Below are 20097 nucleotides of genomic sequence, written 5' to 3'. Positions count from 1 at the left end.
ATTGTCGGGGAATGACAATACCCCGGTTGATTCCCACGATTTCAATTCATCAAACAAAAAAGGATGATGAAAATGGCTGATGCAAAATCTAAACAAACAACATGGAACGGTATAACGGTAGACTACATCGAAGCAGATATGTCTACGATCCGAATTGAGGATTTGGGCGGCAAAAACTTGACTGCTTCGACCAAATATGGAATTAACGGCACTTTCTTTGATGACAGTACCAGCTATGTACACGGTATTGCAGTTACTTCTGCAGGTAACCCCGTAAGGAATTACGCTTCTACAAATGCAACATACAAACGTGGCACGCTGGTTTGTATGCGGCCGAATAATGGACTTTCTCAGGTCGCGTATGTATCAGTCATTAACAAAATTCCTGATCTCTCCATCCCAACAAGTTGGATTGATTGGGCTATCGGTGGCATTAGTCTCAAGCTTCAAGAAACCGTTTCGAGCGAAACTGCATCTTTAACTAGATCATTATTTCAATCCACGCACTCCATACAGAGTGCGACTTGAAAACAATGGGGTACAAGATCATGACGCTTGATATTTCAATCCACGCACTCCATACAGAGTGCGACCTGAGCATGTGCAGTCAGAACAATATGGATTCCGATTTCAATCCACGCACTCCATACAGAGTGCGACCTTGTGCTTCCTGTGCTTGTTGCTGGGCCTGCATATTTCAATCCACGCACTCCATACAGAGTGCGACCCGCCAATGTCGATCGGGTTTCCATCGGCATCAACATTTCAATCCACGCACTCCATACGGAGTGCGACTCCACTTTTTGCTTGGGTTCAACGACAACATGAATTTCAATCCACGCACTCCATACGGAGTGCGACAAATCTGACCGTAACAGCGGGTGGAGCAGACAGGATTTCAATCCACGCACTCCATACGGAGTGCGACGCGGATCGTTCTATAAATCCACCAAGTGGAAGAGATTTCAATCCACGCACTCCATACGGAGTGCGACGGACTGCCTTTTTCGTATACACCGCGTCCGTCTGAATTTCAATCCACGCACTCCATACGGAGTGCGACCAGTGACGGATTACGGGAATGCAGCTCACATGTTTATTTCAATCCACGCACTCCATACGGAGTGCGACTTGATGTTTCTGGTATTGATTCCGTTTGTTCATGTATTTCAATCCACGCACTCCATACGGAGTGCGACTAATAGAGTCCGGCCGCAATCCATCCGAGAACATGATTTCAATCCACGCACTCCATACGGAGTGCGACGGTGGAGCTGGGTCAGGTTGAATGTCTTCAACCGTATTTCAATCCACGCACTCCATACGGAGTGCGACTTGCAGCAGCCAGAACAGACCGTCCATAAGCTTTTTATTTCAATCCACGCACTCCATACGGAGTGCGACGGACAATAGCGATAGTGGATACAACTATAAACAATTTCAATCCACGCACTCCATACGGAGTGCGACTGCCCTCTACTACAGTCCAGAAGTACGCAGGTACAATTTCAATCCACGCACTCCATACGGAGTGCGACATCCGCCTATCGTCGCTTCATTAAACAACGGAAATATTTCAATCCACGCACTCCATACGGAGTGCGACCTTAGGAGTTACATACGTAAATGGAGAGTTTGAAATTTCAATCCACGCACTCCATACGGAGTGCGACCCCCATGCTACCTAGATGTTATCCTGAATTGTTGATTTCAATCCACGCACTCCATACGGAGTGCGACTACCCGCTGAAGACATTATTATGATTGATTTGTGATTTCAATCCATGCACTCCATACGGAGTGCGACTTTATATAAAACCCCTAATACTACTGACATTTTTAATTTCAATCCACGCACTCCATACGGAGTGCGACCAATACCAGTTCGCAGACTTGATCCGTGGGAAATGATTTCAATCCACGCACTCCATACGGAGTGCGACAAGTTCTCCATTCATTTCTTCGAGATCTCTTTCTGATTTCAATCCACGCACTCCATACGGAGTGCGACCGCTTCCGGCATACATTAAACCGTAAATCTAAAAATTTCAATCCACGCACTCCATACGGAGTGCGACCCCTGGTACTATGCCTTCATTCACCTTTCGTTTATTTCAATCCACGCACTCCATACGGAGTGCGACCTGTTGCAACTGTTGAAGAGCGTAGTTAAGACCATTTCAATCCACGCACTCCATACGGAGTGCGACGCCGGATATTCCATCCTAGCTGCATTCAGAGATAATTTCAATCCACGCACTCCATACGGAGTGCGACAATTATCCTAATAGGATAAGAGAGTTAAGAAAAAAATTTCAATCCACGCACTCCATACGGAGTGCGACCGCATCAACGGAAAAAGAATGCGCATGGTCGATCGATTTCAATCCACGCACTCCATACGGAGTGCGACCGCATTCTCGCTATTGGATTCAAACTCGTATGATAATTTCAATCCACGCACTCCATACGGAGTGCGACTAACATTTCTATTGTGTGTTCAAAGGCTTTGCCTATTTCAATCCACGCACTCCATACGGAGTGCGACAAAGCTTTAACACCTAATATTTCTCCCTTAAAGGGATTTCAATCCACGCACTCCATACGGAGTGCGACCTGAGCCTAAATTCTTAGTGAAAGGTCTTATTGCAATTTCAATCCACGCACTCCATACGGAGTGCGACCTTGCGTTGTTGATAAAGCATTTCCATTTGTTGTTATTTCAATCCACGCACTCCATACGGAGTGCGACTTGTAGATCCAAATAGCCTTTTAGCAGATTCAATTATTTCAATCCACGCACTCCATACGGAGTGCGACCGCATTCTCGCTATTGGATTCAAACTCGTATGATAATTTCAATCCACGCACTCCATACGGAGTGCGACTAACATTTCTATTGTGTGTTCAAAGGCTTTGCCTATTTCAATCCACGCACTCCATACGGAGTGCGACAAAGCTTTAACACCTAATATTTCTCCCTTAAAGGGATTTCAATCCACGCACTCCATACGGAGTGCGACCTGAGCCTAAATTCTTAGTGAAAGGTCTTATTGCAATTTCAATCCACGCACTCCATACGGAGTGCGACCTTGCGTTGTTGATAAAGCATTTCCATTTGTTGTTATTTCAATCCACGCACTCCATACGGAGTGCGACTTGTAGATCCAAATAGCCTTTTAGCAGATTCAATTATTTCAATCCACGCACTCCATACGGAGTGCGACCGTAAACTCCATTCAGCACCACTTTTGCGATTTTGATTTCAATCCACGCACTCCATACGGAGTGCGACTTTAGCCGCTGTAAAAGGCGGCCCTCCAATGGTATTTCAATCCACGCACTCCATACGGAGTGCGACGATCCCGATATCGTGGCAGGGCTGTTGGACAAAACATTTCAATCCACGCACTCCATACGGAGTGCGACGTTCTTATCGAGACTCACAACTGCCCCAAAATTTATTTCAATCCACGCACTCCATACGGAGTGCGACTATAATCGGCGGCTGATCTTGAAGATCATTTATAATTTCAATCCACGCACTCCATACGGAGTGCGACTGGGTTGCTTCATCTGTACATGCTTTACCTTTGAGATTTCAATCCACGCACTCCATACGGAGTGCGACCTATCAGACCTAGGAAAATGTTTCTAGAATTATTTATTTCAATCCACGCACTCCATACGGAGTGCGACAACGGCTTTGGGTTTGGATTTAGCAGGTCTACAAAATTTCAATCCACGCACTCCATACGGAGTGCGACTCCAATGCAATGCCCATATTGCGCATAATATAGTTATTTCAATCCACGCACTCCATACGGAGTGCGACCTATCCTGGCGGACCAAACGCTGGACGCTACAACTATTTCAATCCACGCACTCCATACGGAGTGCGACCGGATGCAAAAGTTTCGATAGACATTGCTGGGGTATTTCAATCCACGCACTCCATACGGAGTGCGACAATTGAGCTGCACAATGTCAGAAAGCAAATATAAATTTCAATCCACGCACTCCATACGGAGTGCGACTTTAAGCCTTCCATTGATCAGTACCAGGAGCGAATGATTTCAATCCACGCACTCCATACGGAGTGCGACGATCTGATTAAACAACCAATTCGAAATTGGGAGATTTCAATCCACGCACTCCATACGGAGTGCGACCCGATTGTTAAACCAGTCACACCATCAAAGGAGGATATTTCAATCCACGCACTCCATACGGAGTGCGACAGATTCGCGTATTATATGACGGTAAATATTACGTTATTTCAATCCACGCACTCCATACGGAGTGCGACCTCGCGATAAGCAAACGTACCTGGAATCGCCGGAAATTTCAATCCACGCACTCCATACGGAGTGCGACTATGCGCGATGAGGCGGTGCACGGCCAGTATATCGATTTCAATCCACGCACTCCATACGGAGTGCGACTGTGCTACGCGCTGGATTCTCTAGGCGTCAAAATCATTTCAATCCACGCACTCCATACGGAGTGCGACTGCGCAGTAGGATCGACCCATCATCCACGCGATATTTCAATCCACGCACTCCATACGGAGTGCGACTAATCGTGTTGCGTACGTCGAGCTCCGTAAATGTATTTCAATCCACGCACTCCATACGGAGTGCGACTCGTACATCGACGGAAACTATCTCCGCGCAGACGATTTCAATCCACGCACTCCATACGGAGTGCGACAGCGAAAAATAACGTAATACTCACATTTCCCGAGTAAATATTAACGTATTTTCGGTATTACCACTTCTTTAAAACCCATTATCAACCAATCTCTGCTATATATCATTGCCAAAAGGTCACAAAAATGACCTTTTCGACAAGTTTCGAGGTGCGAATCCCCCAGGAAAATCATGTGAGCTTGGCATTCGCACCTGCTATAGTATTAACGGATCACCCATATCATAGGAATCTTTGGCTCCCACATGTTGAACTTTACTTTTGTAATTATCGCCTAAGTTATAGAATCGAAGACTATCTGTATCCTTATCAATCAATTCTTCCAGTTCAAATCGTAAACGTCTAAACTGGCTAGCATCCAGTATACATTCAAACACCGAGTTTTGTACTCGCTGACCGTGATCCACACACTTTTTCGCTACTTTAGATAGCCTTCTTCGGCCTTCACTGTCTATCGTGCTTACATCATACGTAATCAAAATAAGCAATCATTACACCTACTTCCACAGAAACGGAGGATATTCATCCAAATCACCCCGTATATATCTTGCCAGTAGTAACGCTTGAGTATATGGTACAAGCCCCCAAGGTATTTTTTCATTCAAATACGGATGCATAATCTTCTCCTGTTTACGATCTTGCCACGCTTTTAACACTTTCTTTCGTGTATCATCATCCATAATCACTGCAAGATTTTCTTTTATATAAAATCCTTTATCGTTAACTACCTTTTTGTTAATGAGCGAAAGCACAAATCGATCTGCATACACGCCCCGAAGCTCCTCCATCATATCCAGTGCAAGAGAAGCTCTGCCAGGACGATCCCGGTGCAAAAAGCCGACATATGCATCAAGTCCGACAGATTCAAGTGCAGACTTCATATCATTAGCGAGCAAGGTATAGGCAAAGGATAATAACGCATTCACTTTATCTAAGGGAGGACGCCGACTGCGTCCGTAAAAGTAAAATGACTCCTTTTGCTGTAGTATCAGATCATCGAAAACGGAGTTATATTGAACAGCGGCAGAGCCTTCCAAGCCACGCAATACGTCCAATTGCTCTACCTCGCGTAACAGCTTCATCGTTTCGCCTAGCGACTCCGTAACCTTCTTCATTCGTTCCGTGTCGATGCGTAGGGCATAATCCCGTGTTGCTCGTTCCAAAATCCACTTGTTGTTATACAACTTTCCTGTAATCATATTACGAGCAACCCGCGCACTGCGCTCCTCACTGTCAGATATGCGGTACTGTTCTTTGCGAAGAACTACATTCCCTCGATCTTCACCAATAACCCGGGCTAGAAATCGTCCCGTCCGTGTCATAAAAGTCAGATTCACATTGCGTGACGCACAAGCCCCCATAAGAGCTGGACTGACTCCCGCATACCCGAACGTACACACGGCCTCCAGATTATGTAATGGATAACGGGCAAGAATATTGTCCTCCTGCTTAATCACAATATTTTCGCCATCCAGTGCAAGGTATGTATCTGGTAATGTCACAAATAAGGTGTTCAGCAGCTTTTTCATTCATTCAACCTGCTTTCGATATAACTTGAAACAGAGCGTTTGTTCAAGATATCAGGCACACATATATTGTTCAAAGAACAACTTAGGCAGTGTGGTCCTGCTTTGGCTTTGGGTGTATGGTTCCGTTCAAAATAATGTCTCATCTCTTGAATACTTGCCTTCACACGTTCCCGATCTGCCGCAGTAATAATGACTTCAACCCTATGTTTAATCTCGTCATAATAAAAATAGGCCTTGGGAATATCACATACGAGCATTTCTTCGAGACATAGAACTTGTGCTACCAATTGGGAGTGATCCGAATCATTTCGTTTGGGCTTCCCACGTTTGTATTCAACAGGATAAGGAAGGTATAACCCTTCCTCTCCTGCAAGTGGAACTCCAGATGGATCACGAATGAATTCAACCACATCACAGATGCCTGTGATCCCAAGTTCCCTCGATTGCACCGGAAGCGCACGAACCACCAGCTTATCGCCTCGTTTTTCACGAAGCGCTGGTTGATCTGCTTTTCGATGCAGATGATCTCCCTCAATGGTACGCACGTTGTCTTCCCACTGTTGTTCAATATGAATTAATGCCCACTGCCTTCTGCAAAAGTTAAAATGCTGAATACCCGAAAGCAGCAAATAATCCTCTTCGTTATAGTCCTTCATATTCTTGGACTGCCAAGCCTTCAAGTGGCACCACCGTATAGTTATAATCATCGTAGGACTTTGCTTCTGCTACGTCTGGCTTCAATTCAATTTGCAGAGAACGATGTACTTTCGCAGATGAATATTGCCCCATCTTGGAACTATGCTCCCACCAATACAGTTGGTGCACCTCCATACTACCGTCAGGACGGGCAGAGGACGTATCATTTTCAAATAAAGTTCTCAGTGATTCACGAATTTTCTTTGCGTCTTCATATGTAAAGCCGGTCTTCTCAGCCAGTTGCGTGTTGATACTGCCATAGAATACATACACTCCAAAATCTACTCGATGCTTCATACCCATCGTATCCGATCCTTTTTTGTCCGGATCTTTAGCCGTTGTGACTGAGTTTACACTCTTCGTAATCTGCATGCTGGAAATATCAATCCGATCCAAGCTTACAGCGGTATGGATGGATACCGGACCCCGAATACCGACAGATACGTCTGTGCCGCTAAAAGCAAATACTTGTCCAAAGCTGCGTACGTCAATCCAGGATTGACAAGCGGCTTCTGCATACAAATCCTTATTTGCCTTTTTACCTTTGGCATGCTCTTGTACATTCTCATTGGCATCCACACGATCTTTAATGGAGCGATGAGCATCATTGCGTTTTTCATCGGATTGCACCAGAATGGACTCCCCCATATCCTGAAGACGGTTACGAATTTTACGCTTGATACATACATCCGAAATTTCTCCAAAACCATCGTAGTTCTGACGAGGACGGTTTCCATTCAATGGATCACCATTCGGGTTGGCATTACGAACAGACAGCACAACAGCAAAATCGATTTTGTGATCAAGTGTACTCATTTAGTTATCCCCTTGTTCGTTCAATTGGTTTTCATCGTCATTATTAAGTACAGCTACGGCTTCTTTATCTTTCTTGCTTGTATACATATCACTTCGTTGGTTTGAATATCCGAGTAAGTAAAGACCAGTCAAAGGTTTATCATTAAATTCTTCAAACTTGATTCTATCTTTAATTTCTTCAATAAGTTTATTGTAGTAAAATGCCTTTCCACCCAAACGAACTAAATGAGGATGAAGACTCGCATGAATGATTTTCCACGTTCGTTGTGGGCGCTGCGAAAATACATTCATATACCGAACGGCATTTGTTGCTCTCCTATTTGCCCCTTCTGAACGACCTTTCTCCCGATCCAGTTCCCGCTCTTCGATAACATCGGCCACTGCAAGCAATCTGCCAAATAAATAGTTACGATCATTCGTTTCTGTATTTAAACTCAATCCATATCCCTCCCTTTCATAATGCTTTCTAACCAATGCGCAAGTAATGCTAAGTGTTTTCTCCCATTCCCAATTGTCCATGCCTACCGGGTTGGATGCACGATGAATCGAACTGCGAATGATATCCAGTGGAATCGGTCGTTCATCAATGATGCATGGAAGCATACGCTCCATTAATCCTTTGACCACCTTGTCACTGGCCCGTGGGCCATAGGCGGCAAAAGCGATATCTTTGGTTGCGGGGGCTCCGATAAAAGAGACAAGTTTGTCGTATTTATTTTTCCGATAACGATGCAACCAGTAACAGCTCTCATGCCAGGCTTGTATCCGGTCCAAATAGATGTTCTGATCCAACGTCCGGTAATACATAATTGACATACGACCTGGTGTAGCCGCATCCAGCGTCATAATCGTGACTTCATGACTGGATTGATAATCTCCATCATAACGATAACCATTAATCGCCTTCCGGATCTGCAAAGCAAATTCCTTATGCGTTCGGTCTCCACCAGCAAGCGCTGCCTCATCATCCGCATCGTCCCAAAAAATAAACGAGTCCTCCTGGGGCTCCGGCATATCCAGACGACTACTTCCCCACACTAGAAAAACCTTGCCATCCATCGTAGTTCCCTGCTTATCAATCAGCCACTTGAGAGCGTTATGCCCTTTCTGCGATGCTTCATAGCTGACTGTTGCTGCGTCACGACTGGTACGAAAACGCCCCCGATACGTAAATCCACTGGAGTCGTTGGCGGAGATCAACTTGGACTTGTCTCCTGAGTGACGTATGCGAGAAGCGTGTTTATCCGCAACTGGTAGGTAATCACCTGTCACGAAACAGATGTCCTTGTCCTGCAAACTCATCTCGTAAAACTGGATAAAAGATTGTTGTACCGAAGCATCACGCCACAATCTGGATTCGGGTTCTCCTGGGATATCTACAGCAAATCGAACAAATGCCCCACTCTGATCCGAAGCTATCACATTGAAAATGTCAGGCTTTTTCCCTTCTTGGTCGCCAGGCGCAGCTACCCACTTCTCCAATAGCTTTCCTCGACTATCCGCATGAAGTATCCCTCTGTCGACTAGATCAGCGATCAGTGTACCTTTGCTAACATAGTGAAGTACGCTCTGTACTTTAGGATGACTAAATGGAGATTCGCACCAAGCCTTCAGTTGGTTCAAATAATCTTGATACGGTGTTCCCTTGGCTTCTCCGCAGAACTGTGCGTAATCTCCCGCAACATAGGCCAATTTGTCAAAAAGCGGATAAGGTACAGGTGCACTCGTTCGGCTTGCAGAAGCTTCGGTGCAAGGAATAATCGTGCTACAATCGTTTTTATCAACTACGTAGGCGTTAACAATATTTCCTTTTCCGTTCAGATGCACTTCAATATGGGCGGTCTGAGTCGTATGAGAAACTGGAATCAGGGCATATTCTCGTCCATTTTTCTTCATTTCAAATTGCCCTACGACATCGGCATGATCATCATACGTTTTGCTTAAATTGGCCAACCAACTCATTCACTCACCTCATTTCCGAACCATTCTGAGTGCAAATCATCTACAGACTGCAAATTCCCAGAGCCAAACACTTTAGCTGTGCCTTCTCCCGTCTTACGCACTAAGGTACATTCATCTGGACGGATAAATTGAATCACACCATGCTGCATTTTCGCTTTCCACAGGCGAACCTCTCGCTCATTGTTTCCTGTTTCATCCGGGTAACTGATTCCATGTAGCATCGTGCCAAAATCAAGCTCACCAATATGATCATAGAAACTATCACCTTCACCAAACAGGCAAGGTTCAACGTAGCCCTGACATTCACGGGTTCCCAGAAAGATATCTCTTCGTCCACCAACCTGGACAGCTCGTTTGGCGATATTGTGGTGCTTGTGTTCATTCTGATCATGTATCAGATCTTCACGATGAGGATTAAATATAAAATGGGCCTTCACCTGATATCGAACATCTCTTAAATAGGTGTAATAGGCCAGTGTGTTGCCCCCGTTGTATTCAATCGGACGCATGCCCTTCGATTCCGTTTGAATTGGATTCATGATGCGGACTTCGTCTATAATCCAGATCAGCGTTGGCTTCCAGTAAATTGATTCCACGATCCCTTTGAGGGCTTGATATGTAGGAATCTGATAAGAGAATTTTTCTCCGCCAAGTTTCGTGAGTGGATCGGTGAATAGCGCATATTTTCCCGAAACCTCAAATTCGATTTGATTTCTCAACATTTCAGCTCCTTTCTATGGGGTATAGGAGGGAGAAACATGTATCATGAATCTCCCTCCTGTATGAATCCTATGATCAAATCATCATCGGTTCCCAAGCACCCTCACCCTTGGATTCCACGCCAAAATCATCGGAATATGCTGGTTCCCTCAATGCCAGGGCATGCCCATGCAAAAGGGGATATACATCTCCATTTCTCTCCAAGGCCCGAAGTTCTTGATCGTAAATATTCACCGTATACTGCTGAGCCTTGCGTAATAACTCACTCATTTCACCAGGTTCAATTTCTCCATTCAAGTCCAAAATCAATTCTTTTCCTTCTTCCCCATAAGGCACAATTACGGGCGTGGCGTTTGTGGAAATGGCTTCGAAATAATTCTCTGCCGTAGCTATAGCATAGTGATTCATAACCTCCGGCTTACAATCATACTTCTTCTTATAGGCATCCACGTAATAACGATTACGGTCCATCAGATCAAACAAGTTCTGTTCAAGCTTAGGAATGGGGTAATGCATTTTGTCTCCAATATCGTTAAAATAATATTCGAAATAACGGGACATTGCCTTTGAAGATAACAAGTCATCGCCGAGCGAACCCGGGTCATCCTTGAATTCCTGAAGCACACGTTCCGTCTTCTCGGCGCCAATTTGAATCTCAGGCAGATTCGTTAACACCTCATCCGATGAGCGAATGATGTACACATTGCGAACCTTATCTTTCCCGTGCCGATTACATCGCCCTGCCGCCTGAGCAATCGAATCCAAACCAGCCAAGGAACGAACTACACAATCAAAGCTGATATTCACACCCGCCTCAATAAGCTGTGTACTCACACAGATGATCCGTTCACCCTTTGCCAATCTCGGAATAACGCCATACTCCCCGGATAAAACCTCTTTGCGATGTGCTGCACACATATTGGTGCTCAGATGAACTACCTGAACGCCACTCTCTCTCAGCCATTCCACCTCAATCAACTGTTCAAACAGTTTACGGACGGCTGTTTTCGTGTTCAAAATGACCAGCACACTGTCCACTTCCCTCATCTGTTCCTGGACAAAGGAAGATACTTCCTCTGCGTCCCAACCCGAAGGTGAATCCCTCGTAAGGTCCTGTAAATCAACTCGTTTGAAGCTTCGCCCCACCTCATCTAAATTCTCAATAATCTCCGGCTGCTCCGAGAAATGCAGCTTGTACTTTACAAAATCCAATGCAGGCTGAGTCGCTGTACAGAGCAACAGGCTGGATCTCCCAATCACATTCAGGAAATTCAGTGCAGCATTAAAGAGGGAGATACAATGAACCGGAACCGACTGCACTTCATCAAATACAATGACTGCATTGGAAAGCTGGTGTAATCTGCGGACGTTTCGGGTTCCTTTGGCATAAAAGGTGTTCAAAAACTGAACCATCGTCGTAAAAATAATCGGCCGATCCCAATGATCACGGGCAAGCTTGAGATTCTTTTTGCGTAAATCCAGAGTTTCCCCTTCGTCGCCCTCATGGCGTTCGTCATCCTTGTCATCCACCACGTTGGAGTGATGTTCCAAAATCATGTCATCGTTTTTCAAAATACTGCGGATCTCAGCCGCATTTTGTTCAATGATGGTGGTGTAGGGAACGATATATATAATCCGTTGTTTGTTATGTTCAATGGCATGTCTTAGCGCGTAGCGCATACTAGCAAGCGTTTTTCCCCCGCCTGTTGGTATGGAAAGGGTGTACACTCCTGATGGACGATACGCAAATTGTTCGCATTGCCGGGACATTTCACGTCGCAATTGATTAATGGGTGTGTCTACTTTACTGCCGTGCTCAAGCTCGCTTAAATGTTGAGATAGTAATTCATAGCTTTGTTGAAAAAACAACTTGTAATCGATTTCTTCTGTCGATGTTTCGTTTTCTTCAAATCGTCTTGTATTGGTTCGATCCGCGTCAATCAGGCAGCTAAAGATATATTTAATAAGCAGCGCTCCCGCAATTCGTGGAAGTTTATTTTTATTGATGATCTGTATGTATTGTTGAAGCTCTTGGGTCGCTTGCTCAAACATATGGTCGAGTTGGTCTGGGGGATTGTGCTTGAGAAATTCTTCTTTCGCTTGCTCATATTGATCTAGTTCCCTGGAAATGACTCGCTCCATATAAGGTGAGGCTTTATCAGGTGATATATAATCTCTTAGACCCTGATGATGGGAGATAATACAATTGGCAATCCACTCCGCGGTGTACTTTGACTCAAGCGTTGTGCCACTTCCATGGTAAAGGCTGTGCAGTAGCTTGCCCCCAGCAGTCGAATGATCAACTGAACCTTTGCGAGGAGGGGCATCCGGGTTTGCGACAGCTTCCTGAATGTAGTTTCGAAAAAGATCTGTATTTTTGCCCATATCATGCAGAAGACCAGCAATGCCTGCCAAATATTTAACGCCGATCTTCTCTCCAGCCTGCTCCGCCCCTTGTTGAACCTCTATTAGATGATCCTGAACAGTTTGAATTTCTCCATCTTTTTGACGGATATGTGCAATAAAGGTCATTAAGCCTCGATTCCTTTCAGAAAAGGGATTCAAATCCGTTTCCCATACTCATTAATTGGGAAAATTACTTATATTAACCTTTCGACTTCAGACGACAAACTCCTTTTTTATTACCCAAAAAAATCCTTAGTTTCTACCCCTATCAAGTAGTGTTAAACTTGTTATATCATTGACTCGGATTCAGTTACAGAGTATAATATTGTTAGATAAAGTTAATTGACTCGCACATTGGTTCGACCTAATTAACTTTCCTATAAGGGAAACTTCATGTTAACTCGTACATTGGTCCGACCTAATATGAAGTTTCCCTTTTTGTATTGTCATATTGAAGTCCAATATTGGGTATACTATATATGTGGCCGCACATTGGTTCGACCACATTAAGGGAGCGTACAATGGTATGCTCCCTTAATTGTAATCACCTGTACTCCCATACTGTTGGGGACAAAGGAGCTATCCTTTTTTGATATAGTTCTATTAATTCTTTATTATTTGCTTTACGAGGCGCATATCCATATTGGAATCGAAAAAAGACAGTTGTAAGAAATACAATGATGTCGGCTAACTGTACTAACTGGCAATGGTGTGAATTCTGAAGGAAAGAGCTATTATATATACGATCGCTGGTCGTCTCCTGTCGGATAACTTGAATTAAGAGTTCTCTCTCTTCGTCGCGTCCGTTGTCAGGAATAACAACTCCTGTTTCATTCCTTTGAATGAGTTCCTTTTCTATTAATTGAATTAAATTACTCATTCCAAGCTGGTGCATGTTAGTATGACCTGTATCACCTGTATTTTGTTTATATGTATTTTTATTAATTACAGAGGCAAGCACTTTACCTCCATGTCGATCAATAAGCTCTAACATTTCTTCAGCGAGCTTAAACCGATCATTGATCGGAATTTTGGAATACAGATCGTCCCCATCAAAGAAAGACTTACTGTGTATTTCATACTTTTGAAAGAATGGTAACGTATTAACCTGTTTACTTGTCAATCCTTTTATCTCACCTTTAATTTGCAAAGCTGCTTTAAAGGACAGTGCTTCAAAATCACGTTCAAGACCTATAACACTGGTGTTAGGAACTAAAATCCCACCATAACAAACTACAGGTTGTTGTTGCATATCTCCAAATCCATTATTTCCAGACTCGTCTAAATAAAATCCATTTATCACATATTCCCCTCCTTGATTTCTTATAGGTTAGTGAAACCATATATTCTCTTAATTTTGTGCTATTTATGTACTTCACAATTTTAATAATAACTTGCGCATCCTCTTAAAGGATGCGCCTTTTGCAACAAAACTCCACAATGACAATTTAGCATTTTCAATCCACGCAATTCAGAGAAATGCGACTTAAATACAATTACAATATAGCAGAAGATTTAAATAATATCAAACCCATCCACACAAATAACTCACCATTCGCCTATTTCTCAATCACGGTTCGGATCAACCCTGAATCGAAGACTAGGCGCTAGTTTAACTCGTGGTTCCACCTCCGTTTGGCCATGCAAATCTTTTTTAAGAGTTCATTCTCTACTTGGAGCAGGTGAATCTTTTCTGTAATTTTTTTTACACATGGGTTGATCTTCATCCCTTGTCTCAAATCGTTGCATACAACAAAAATACCCCATAGAGAGACTTTTTTAAAGTGTCTCCTCTATAGGGTACAGTCTATACTTTGGATAGATTTTCTTTATTCAGTCGATTATTTGAAAATTAATGGCCAACGCCATGATTAAATAACTGCATTATACTCTCAATCGGGAGTGCTACTAACGTTGCCAAAACAATTGAATACAACATATTTAGAGCATTTCTTTTCTTCATCATAACATCCCCTCTAAGATAGATTTGTAAAAGCTAATCTGTGCATGTGTAGCCTGATCTCTGATTTTTTCAAAAAGCGCTACATATTTTATCTTATTATGATTAATCTTAGGAGATATTGCCAAACAATTGAGTAAGATATCGATTGCATCGGGATCATTATTACTTCGGGTATAATACAGCGCCAACTCAAAACTAAATTTAAGATAATATGAGATATCAATATCCGACATTACGGTAGTATCACCAATCGAACGATGTTCTTCAAATAGATACTCTAACTTCTTAATAGGTAAATTATTTAAACGATTGGCTTCAAGCAAAGTCAATAATCCAGATATAATCTCACCTTTTGACTTTTGAATGTAAGCCACGTATTCATCAAGCTTTGTAGCATTACCCTCAAGTAAATCCAAAACAATTAAATTGATTGTGGCTATATCGCTATAAAATTCTATTTCATTAAGTGTCTCTTGATTAGTCAATTTAATCCACTGGAAGTCACTGTATTGCAATACGCATTCCCGTGCTTTATCAAACTCTAGCAGTTTTTGATACGCTATTCCTTGCATCAAACGACTGTATCCAATGTAATATACTATTGCCCGCTGTGTATGTATTTCAACGATGTCCTGTTCCTTAGTCAACATTTGTAAATTATATATACGAAGTGATTCTTCATAAAGTGTTTCACCTAACTTAACGACCTCTCTCCAGTTGTCAAGACCATAAGCTATTCTGAGAAGTGTCACAGTCGAGTCTAATCCGTATCCATCATAATACCTCGACATACCCTTCCTCCTTATTTTACAATTAATAACATTATATTGATTTTTCTACCATAGGTCAAATCTATTGTTTAGCAAAAAACCTTAAAATATGCTGCATGAATAGAACATTTCTATACTCAATATTTTTTATTTCTCTAAAATAAAAAAATCCTACCCTCTTACCCATGCTTAGCATGAGAAAGGTAAGACTTTTTTAGGGATTCGATTTGCATTCCATAAGGAGGGCGACGTACAGCATCAACTTTATATTCGAAGCACAAGAATTTCAATCCACACACTCATATAGAGTGCGACTATTTCGCTCCGCTGGCTCAAGGGCTCGCCCTTGCATTTCAATCCACGCACTCATGTAGAGTGCGACAACTCTTGGACTGGTTCACTATCAATTTGCATTGTATTTCAATCCACGCACTCATGTAGAGTGCGACAGCAGAAAGTAACGTATATTCGTTTCAAAAAAGTATATTTTAACGTTATTCTGTCATTTCGTAATGATAATAAATTCATCTAATACAAATAATCCAATTAATTCAAGAATGATGTTGCGAAAAGGGGACAATAATAGCTTATTTGACAATTTTCGAGGTGCGAATCTCCTAGAGATTTTATGTGAGCTTAACATTCGCACCATTAAATAGAGCTTTTTACAGGTCTAATCTTTGTTACTTTAAGAATATTTATTTTCATAGTTCAACATCTAAAGAACCAAGGACAATATTCAATGTATTTGATCTCATTTTATAATGCTACTATGCCCATCGTATCATAATATAATATCAGTTTCTTATTGAAATCGATCAAGCTTCAAGTTCATATCAACACGTTCTGGAGTCCACAATAAGACATCCGTGAGAAATGTCAAAGCATTCATGCCACACAATCTATCTATGATTGAGTCTACCAATTCTTTTACATTTCCTTTGGTGTGTTCGGCGAGAATTATCCCTCCGGTATCTCCATTAATATATAAGTGATCTACGTGAGCAACTTTATGCACATGCCGCAGCCATAGCGTACCTTCGTCAAGGAAAAAGATATAACTTTCATTCATGACATATCCTTGGTAAATATAAAAATCCTGAACGTCATCAAAAGGACCTATCACTACAGAAGCTAATTCAATACGATCTGACATACTCAGGAACACCTCTTTTCATTAAATCGTTATCAAAATCTCATTATTTCTGTAACTTACTAGATTAGTATAATTATATGTTTGTTCCGTAGAGCCTCAGCAAAGCCTCACAATTTTCTAATATATCTACTTAAATCAAAGATCATTTTTCATGCATAGTAATCCTTCATTCTGAGATATCGCCTCCATATTACAAAAATAAATAAATTATTTTTAATGAACTAAAAGTTCGATTTACTATACATATAGTACAACAAGTTAGATTTTTATTCAATACCAATTTGTACAAAAAGTACGACTTCTTGTATTTATAGTCCATATTCAATAAAATACACGTATATACACACTTTTTCTTGGAGGGTTAATGATGGCATTAAAACCTAGCTATAAACCAATGGAGATAACTCTAATTAAAAAGGACAAGACTAAAACTTACCTGCGTACTCAACTAGGTATTTCACCTTCTACTCTAGCCAAAATGTCTAATGGAGAGTTTGTTGCACTAAGTGTGATTGCACGTATTTGCGAAGACCTACAATGTCGCATTGAAGAAGTTGTTGAATTTATAGAGGAGTAAATTTAAGTGGATATCTCAAATCTATACGATGCGAGAGACTATTCTTTTTAGTGAAATTGAAAAAAAGGAGTTTTGTTTGTGCGGGTTTACTTTATAGAGATTAACTTGCCTACATTTCACATTGATCTAAGATATTTAAAATCACATCCGATGCTCCTTTCCAATTAAGATAATTTGATGTTCATTCTTTACGAATTCAGATCATTACTTTTTGATAGCAGTAATTCATATTATCCTGATCTTGCACATATAATATCATTTCTTATAACTTTTGAATAAAAGAGCCTCTCTTAATTCTATTAAGGTTCAATCTCCCTCAAATATTAATCCCCACAATCGGGCGTTCAGTAATCGAAAAAGACAAGCTCACATCTATCACTTCGCACTCAACAGGTGGTTTATCTATACTGTGTACCAAAATTTTTAAACACACTAATTTTTTTCAAGGAATATAATTGGAACTCTAAACCTACAGCGCTGCATATAAGAACGATACCACGTTCAGGTATATCCATTGTATCCTCCAATTTCAACGTATACATTTTGGCCCCCTTTGTATATTTTCTATCTTCCTCCTGATCTACGCACTCCATGCGGAGTGCAACTCCAACGGATGGGTGCTCAGTTTGATCGTAACCAATTTCAATCCACACACTCCATACGGAGTGCGACCACGCGAATCTTGATGCTTTAAAATCCGAAAACATATTTCAATCCACGCACTCCATACGGAGTGCGACTACCACATTCTGAGTGTACATTGGGTTAGACAAATGATTTCAATCCACGCACTCCATACGGAGTGCGACTACGACGATGGCGATGATGACGTTCGACCTGGCGATTTCAATCCACGCACTCCATACGGAGTGCGACGCTATACAGAGTCTACGGTACCGGGTACCGCATATATTTCAATCCACGCACTCCATACGGAGTGCGACGCCCCGAACCCGGCGACTGACAAAGGATCGCTCCAATTTCAATCCACGCACTCCATACGGAGTGCGACCTCCTGATCGGTACCTGATTTAACGTTGGACGTGAGATTTCAATCCACGCACTCCATACGGAGTGCGACATGATGGATATATAAATGGCTGAGCTGGCATTTTTATTTCAATCCACGCACTCCATACGGAGTGCGACGTTTCGCTGCTTGTCTAGCTCAATAGGCACTTTATTTCAATCCACGCACTCCATACGGAGTGCGACACGTTTTGGCTTGTTCCTCGGAGTTGGCGATTACTATTTCAATCCACGCACTCCATACGGAGTGCGACCTTAGTTTTTCGAACAAAGAGACATATTTAATAATTTCAATCCACGCACTCCATACGGAGTGCGACTGTTCACCTCACTTATAGTTGTGTCATCCATAAAATTTCAATCCACGCACTCCATACGGAGTGCGACTCAATTTAACAATGAGTATGCAGCAGCGTCAGTAATTTCAATCCACGCACTCCATACGGAGTGCGACCATACTCAAGTCTGATGGCTTCATAGTTGATCACTATTTCAATCCACGCACTCCATACGGAGTGCGACTTTTTTGCTGTCCATCTCTTTAGTAACGGGAATAATTTCAATCCACGCACTCCATACGGAGTGCGACTGGATACCGTATATAAGAAAAACCTATAGTGAGAATTTCAATCCACGCACTCCATACGGAGTGCGACCAATCGCCTGCATCCATTGTCTTTCCACTATTACGATTTCAATCCACGCACTCCATACGGAGTGCGACGATAAATGCGTCTCTATCATCATTTTCACTTCTTTGATTTCAATCCACGCACTCCATACGGAGTGCGACAGTATGACTAACAAGCAGATTTAAATCACAGTAGCATTTCAATCCACGCACTCCATACGGAGTGCGACCTCGCTGTGTCTCAACACTTATCCCATCTTCAAGATTTCAATCCACGCACTCCATACGGAGTGCGACGATAGCGTCACTCTCCAGTGTGCCATCTTGTCAGAATTTCAATCCACGCACTCCATACGGAGTGCGACTGGAGCAATACCACCTGGCGTGTCCGCACTGCGATATTTCAATCCACGCACTCCATACGGAGTGCGACGCTAAAAAAAATTATGTGTTAAAGGCCTTGATAGATTTCAATCCACGCACTCCATACGGAGTGCGACTTGATAAACGCCTCGTAATATGCTGCATTTGGAATTTCAATCCACGCACTCCATACGGAGTGCGACTTCAACCACACAATGGACGCTTTGCGTTATGCGATGATTTCAATCCACGCACTCCATACGGAGTGCGACGTACAGCCATGAACGCTGAGAAAACAACGGCAGGTATTTCAATCCACGCACTCCATACGGAGTGCGACTGCAACGATGATCCTGCATCGGTTATCTATTACATATTTCAATCCACGCACTCCATACGGAGTGCGACCAAAGATATTGTAGTGTACGATCTCGGCTGGAAAATTTCAATCCACGCACTCCATACGGAGTGCGACGGTTTGCCTCTACACGGGATCAGAGGACAAAAACGATTTCAATCCACGCACTCCATACGGAGTGCGACATAAAGACGCATTCGCACTTGTAAGTTCAAGTGTATTTCAATCCACGCACTCCATACGGAGTGCGACCTGATGTCCTGCCATTGATTAAGACGGGTGAAGATATTTCAATCCACGCACTCCATACGGAGTGCGACGGCCGCGCAAATATTACTGGTATGGATGCAACGAATATTTCAATCCACGCACTCCATACGGAGTGCGACTAATTGCGAATCCGATACAACC

The 20097-nt window shown here is 42.6% G+C and carries 11 protein-coding genes and 2 CRISPR repeat arrays (1 of these 13 cut by a window edge); of the genes, 1 reads left to right on the top strand and 10 read right to left on the bottom strand.

The annotated features are described in order from the left end of the window. Positions 1 to 491: 491 nt before the first annotated feature. A CRISPR array of direct repeats spans positions 492 to 4713; the repeat unit is 33 nt; unit sequence ATTTCAATCCACGCACTCCATACGGAGTGCGAC. Positions 4714 to 4907: 194 nt separating this feature from the next. The 10 genes from cas2 to ACFVQB_RS11295 all read right to left on the bottom strand — a co-directional run bounded on the left by cas2 (position 4908) and on the right by ACFVQB_RS11295 (position 16728). Then, positions 4908 to 5198 (bottom strand): CRISPR-associated endonuclease Cas2, encoded by a 291-nt coding sequence (gene cas2, locus ACFVQB_RS11340; protein ID WP_379438439.1) that lies wholly within the window; start codon positions 5196 to 5198, stop codon positions 4908 to 4910. 9 nt (positions 5199 to 5207) lie between these two features. After that, positions 5208 to 6239, bottom strand: coding sequence for a type I-C CRISPR-associated endonuclease Cas1c (gene cas1c / locus ACFVQB_RS11335; protein WP_379438436.1), 1032 nt, complete (start codon positions 6237 to 6239; stop codon positions 5208 to 5210). Beyond that, positions 6236 to 6895 carry a CRISPR-associated protein Cas4 gene (cas4, locus tag ACFVQB_RS11330; RefSeq protein WP_379438433.1) on the bottom strand — a complete coding sequence of 220 codons (660 nt, stop codon included), beginning with the start codon at positions 6893 to 6895 and terminating at the stop codon, positions 6236 to 6238. Before cas4 ends, cas1c begins: the two co-directional genes overlap by 4 nt. After that, positions 6882 to 7751 carry a type I-C CRISPR-associated protein Cas7/Csd2 gene (cas7c, locus tag ACFVQB_RS11325; RefSeq protein WP_379438431.1) on the bottom strand — a complete coding sequence of 290 codons (870 nt, stop codon included), beginning with the start codon at positions 7749 to 7751 and terminating at the stop codon, positions 6882 to 6884. Before cas7c ends, cas4 begins: the two co-directional genes overlap by 14 nt. Further along, positions 7752 to 9713, bottom strand: a complete 1962-nt coding sequence (gene cas8c / locus ACFVQB_RS11320; protein ID WP_379438428.1) for a type I-C CRISPR-associated protein Cas8c/Csd1 — start codon at positions 9711 to 9713, stop codon at positions 7752 to 7754. Next, positions 9710 to 10432, bottom strand: coding sequence for a type I-C CRISPR-associated protein Cas5c (gene cas5c / locus ACFVQB_RS11315; protein ID WP_379439660.1), 723 nt, complete (start codon positions 10430 to 10432; stop codon positions 9710 to 9712). The genes cas8c and cas5c overlap by 4 nt, the downstream gene beginning before the upstream one ends. Positions 10433 to 10508: 76 nt before the next feature. After that, positions 10509 to 12965, bottom strand: a complete 2457-nt coding sequence (cas3, locus tag ACFVQB_RS11310) for a CRISPR-associated helicase Cas3' (RefSeq protein WP_379438425.1) — start codon at positions 12963 to 12965, stop codon at positions 10509 to 10511. Positions 12966 to 13383: 418 nt separating this feature from the next. Continuing rightward, positions 13384 to 14142 (bottom strand): DUF3800 domain-containing protein, encoded by a 759-nt coding sequence (locus tag ACFVQB_RS11305; RefSeq protein WP_379438422.1) that lies wholly within the window; start codon positions 14140 to 14142, stop codon positions 13384 to 13386. A gap of 659 nt (positions 14143 to 14801) precedes the next feature. Continuing rightward, positions 14802 to 15593, bottom strand: a complete 792-nt coding sequence (locus ACFVQB_RS11300) for a hypothetical protein (protein ID WP_379438419.1) — start codon at positions 15591 to 15593, stop codon at positions 14802 to 14804. Positions 15594 to 16377: 784 nt separating this feature from the next. Beyond that, positions 16378 to 16728, bottom strand: a complete 351-nt coding sequence (locus ACFVQB_RS11295) for a hypothetical protein (protein ID WP_379438417.1) — start codon at positions 16726 to 16728, stop codon at positions 16378 to 16380. Positions 16729 to 17095: 367 nt separating this feature from the next. Here ACFVQB_RS11295 and ACFVQB_RS11290 point away from each other — a divergent pair, with 367 nt between their 5' ends. Continuing rightward, complete coding sequence (locus ACFVQB_RS11290) at positions 17096 to 17305, top strand: helix-turn-helix domain-containing protein (RefSeq protein WP_285078029.1); 210 nt, start codon at positions 17096 to 17098, stop codon at positions 17303 to 17305. Positions 17306 to 17944: 639 nt separating this feature from the next. Continuing rightward, positions 17945 to 20097: a CRISPR direct-repeat array (repeat unit 33 nt; unit sequence ATTTCAATCCACGCACTCCATACGGAGTGCGAC); it runs 1056 nt beyond the window's last position.

Origin of the sequence: Paenibacillus sp. NPDC057886 (assembly GCF_042796655.1) — a bacterium.
GTDB lineage: Bacteria > Bacillota > Bacilli > Paenibacillales > Paenibacillaceae > Paenibacillus.
This window is presented reverse-complemented; position numbering and strand designations above follow the sequence as displayed.

Bases quoted from the DNA above. Each gene is read 5' to 3' on its own strand.
- cas1c (WP_379438436.1), bottom strand. From the start codon at position 6,239: ATGAAAAAGCTGCTGAACACCTTATTTGTGACATTACCAGATACATAC.
- cas4 (WP_379438433.1), bottom strand. From the start codon at position 6,895: ATGAAGGACTATAACGAAGAGGATTATTTGCTGCTTTCGGGTATTCAG.
- cas7c (WP_379438431.1), bottom strand. From the start codon at position 7,751: ATGAGTACACTTGATCACAAAATCGATTTTGCTGTTGTGCTGTCTGTT.
- cas8c (WP_379438428.1), bottom strand. From the start codon at position 9,713: ATGAGTTGGTTGGCCAATTTAAGCAAAACGTATGATGATCATGCCGAT.
- cas3 (WP_379438425.1), bottom strand. From the start codon at position 12,965: ATGACCTTTATTGCACATATCCGTCAAAAAGATGGAGAAATTCAAACT.
- ACFVQB_RS11300 (WP_379438419.1), bottom strand. From the start codon at position 15,593: ATGTCGAGGTATTATGATGGATACGGATTAGACTCGACTGTGACACTT.
- ACFVQB_RS11295 (WP_379438417.1), bottom strand. From the start codon at position 16,728: ATGTCAGATCGTATTGAATTAGCTTCTGTAGTGATAGGTCCTTTTGAT.
- ACFVQB_RS11290 (WP_285078029.1), top strand. From the start codon at position 17,096: ATGGCATTAAAACCTAGCTATAAACCAATGGAGATAACTCTAATTAAA.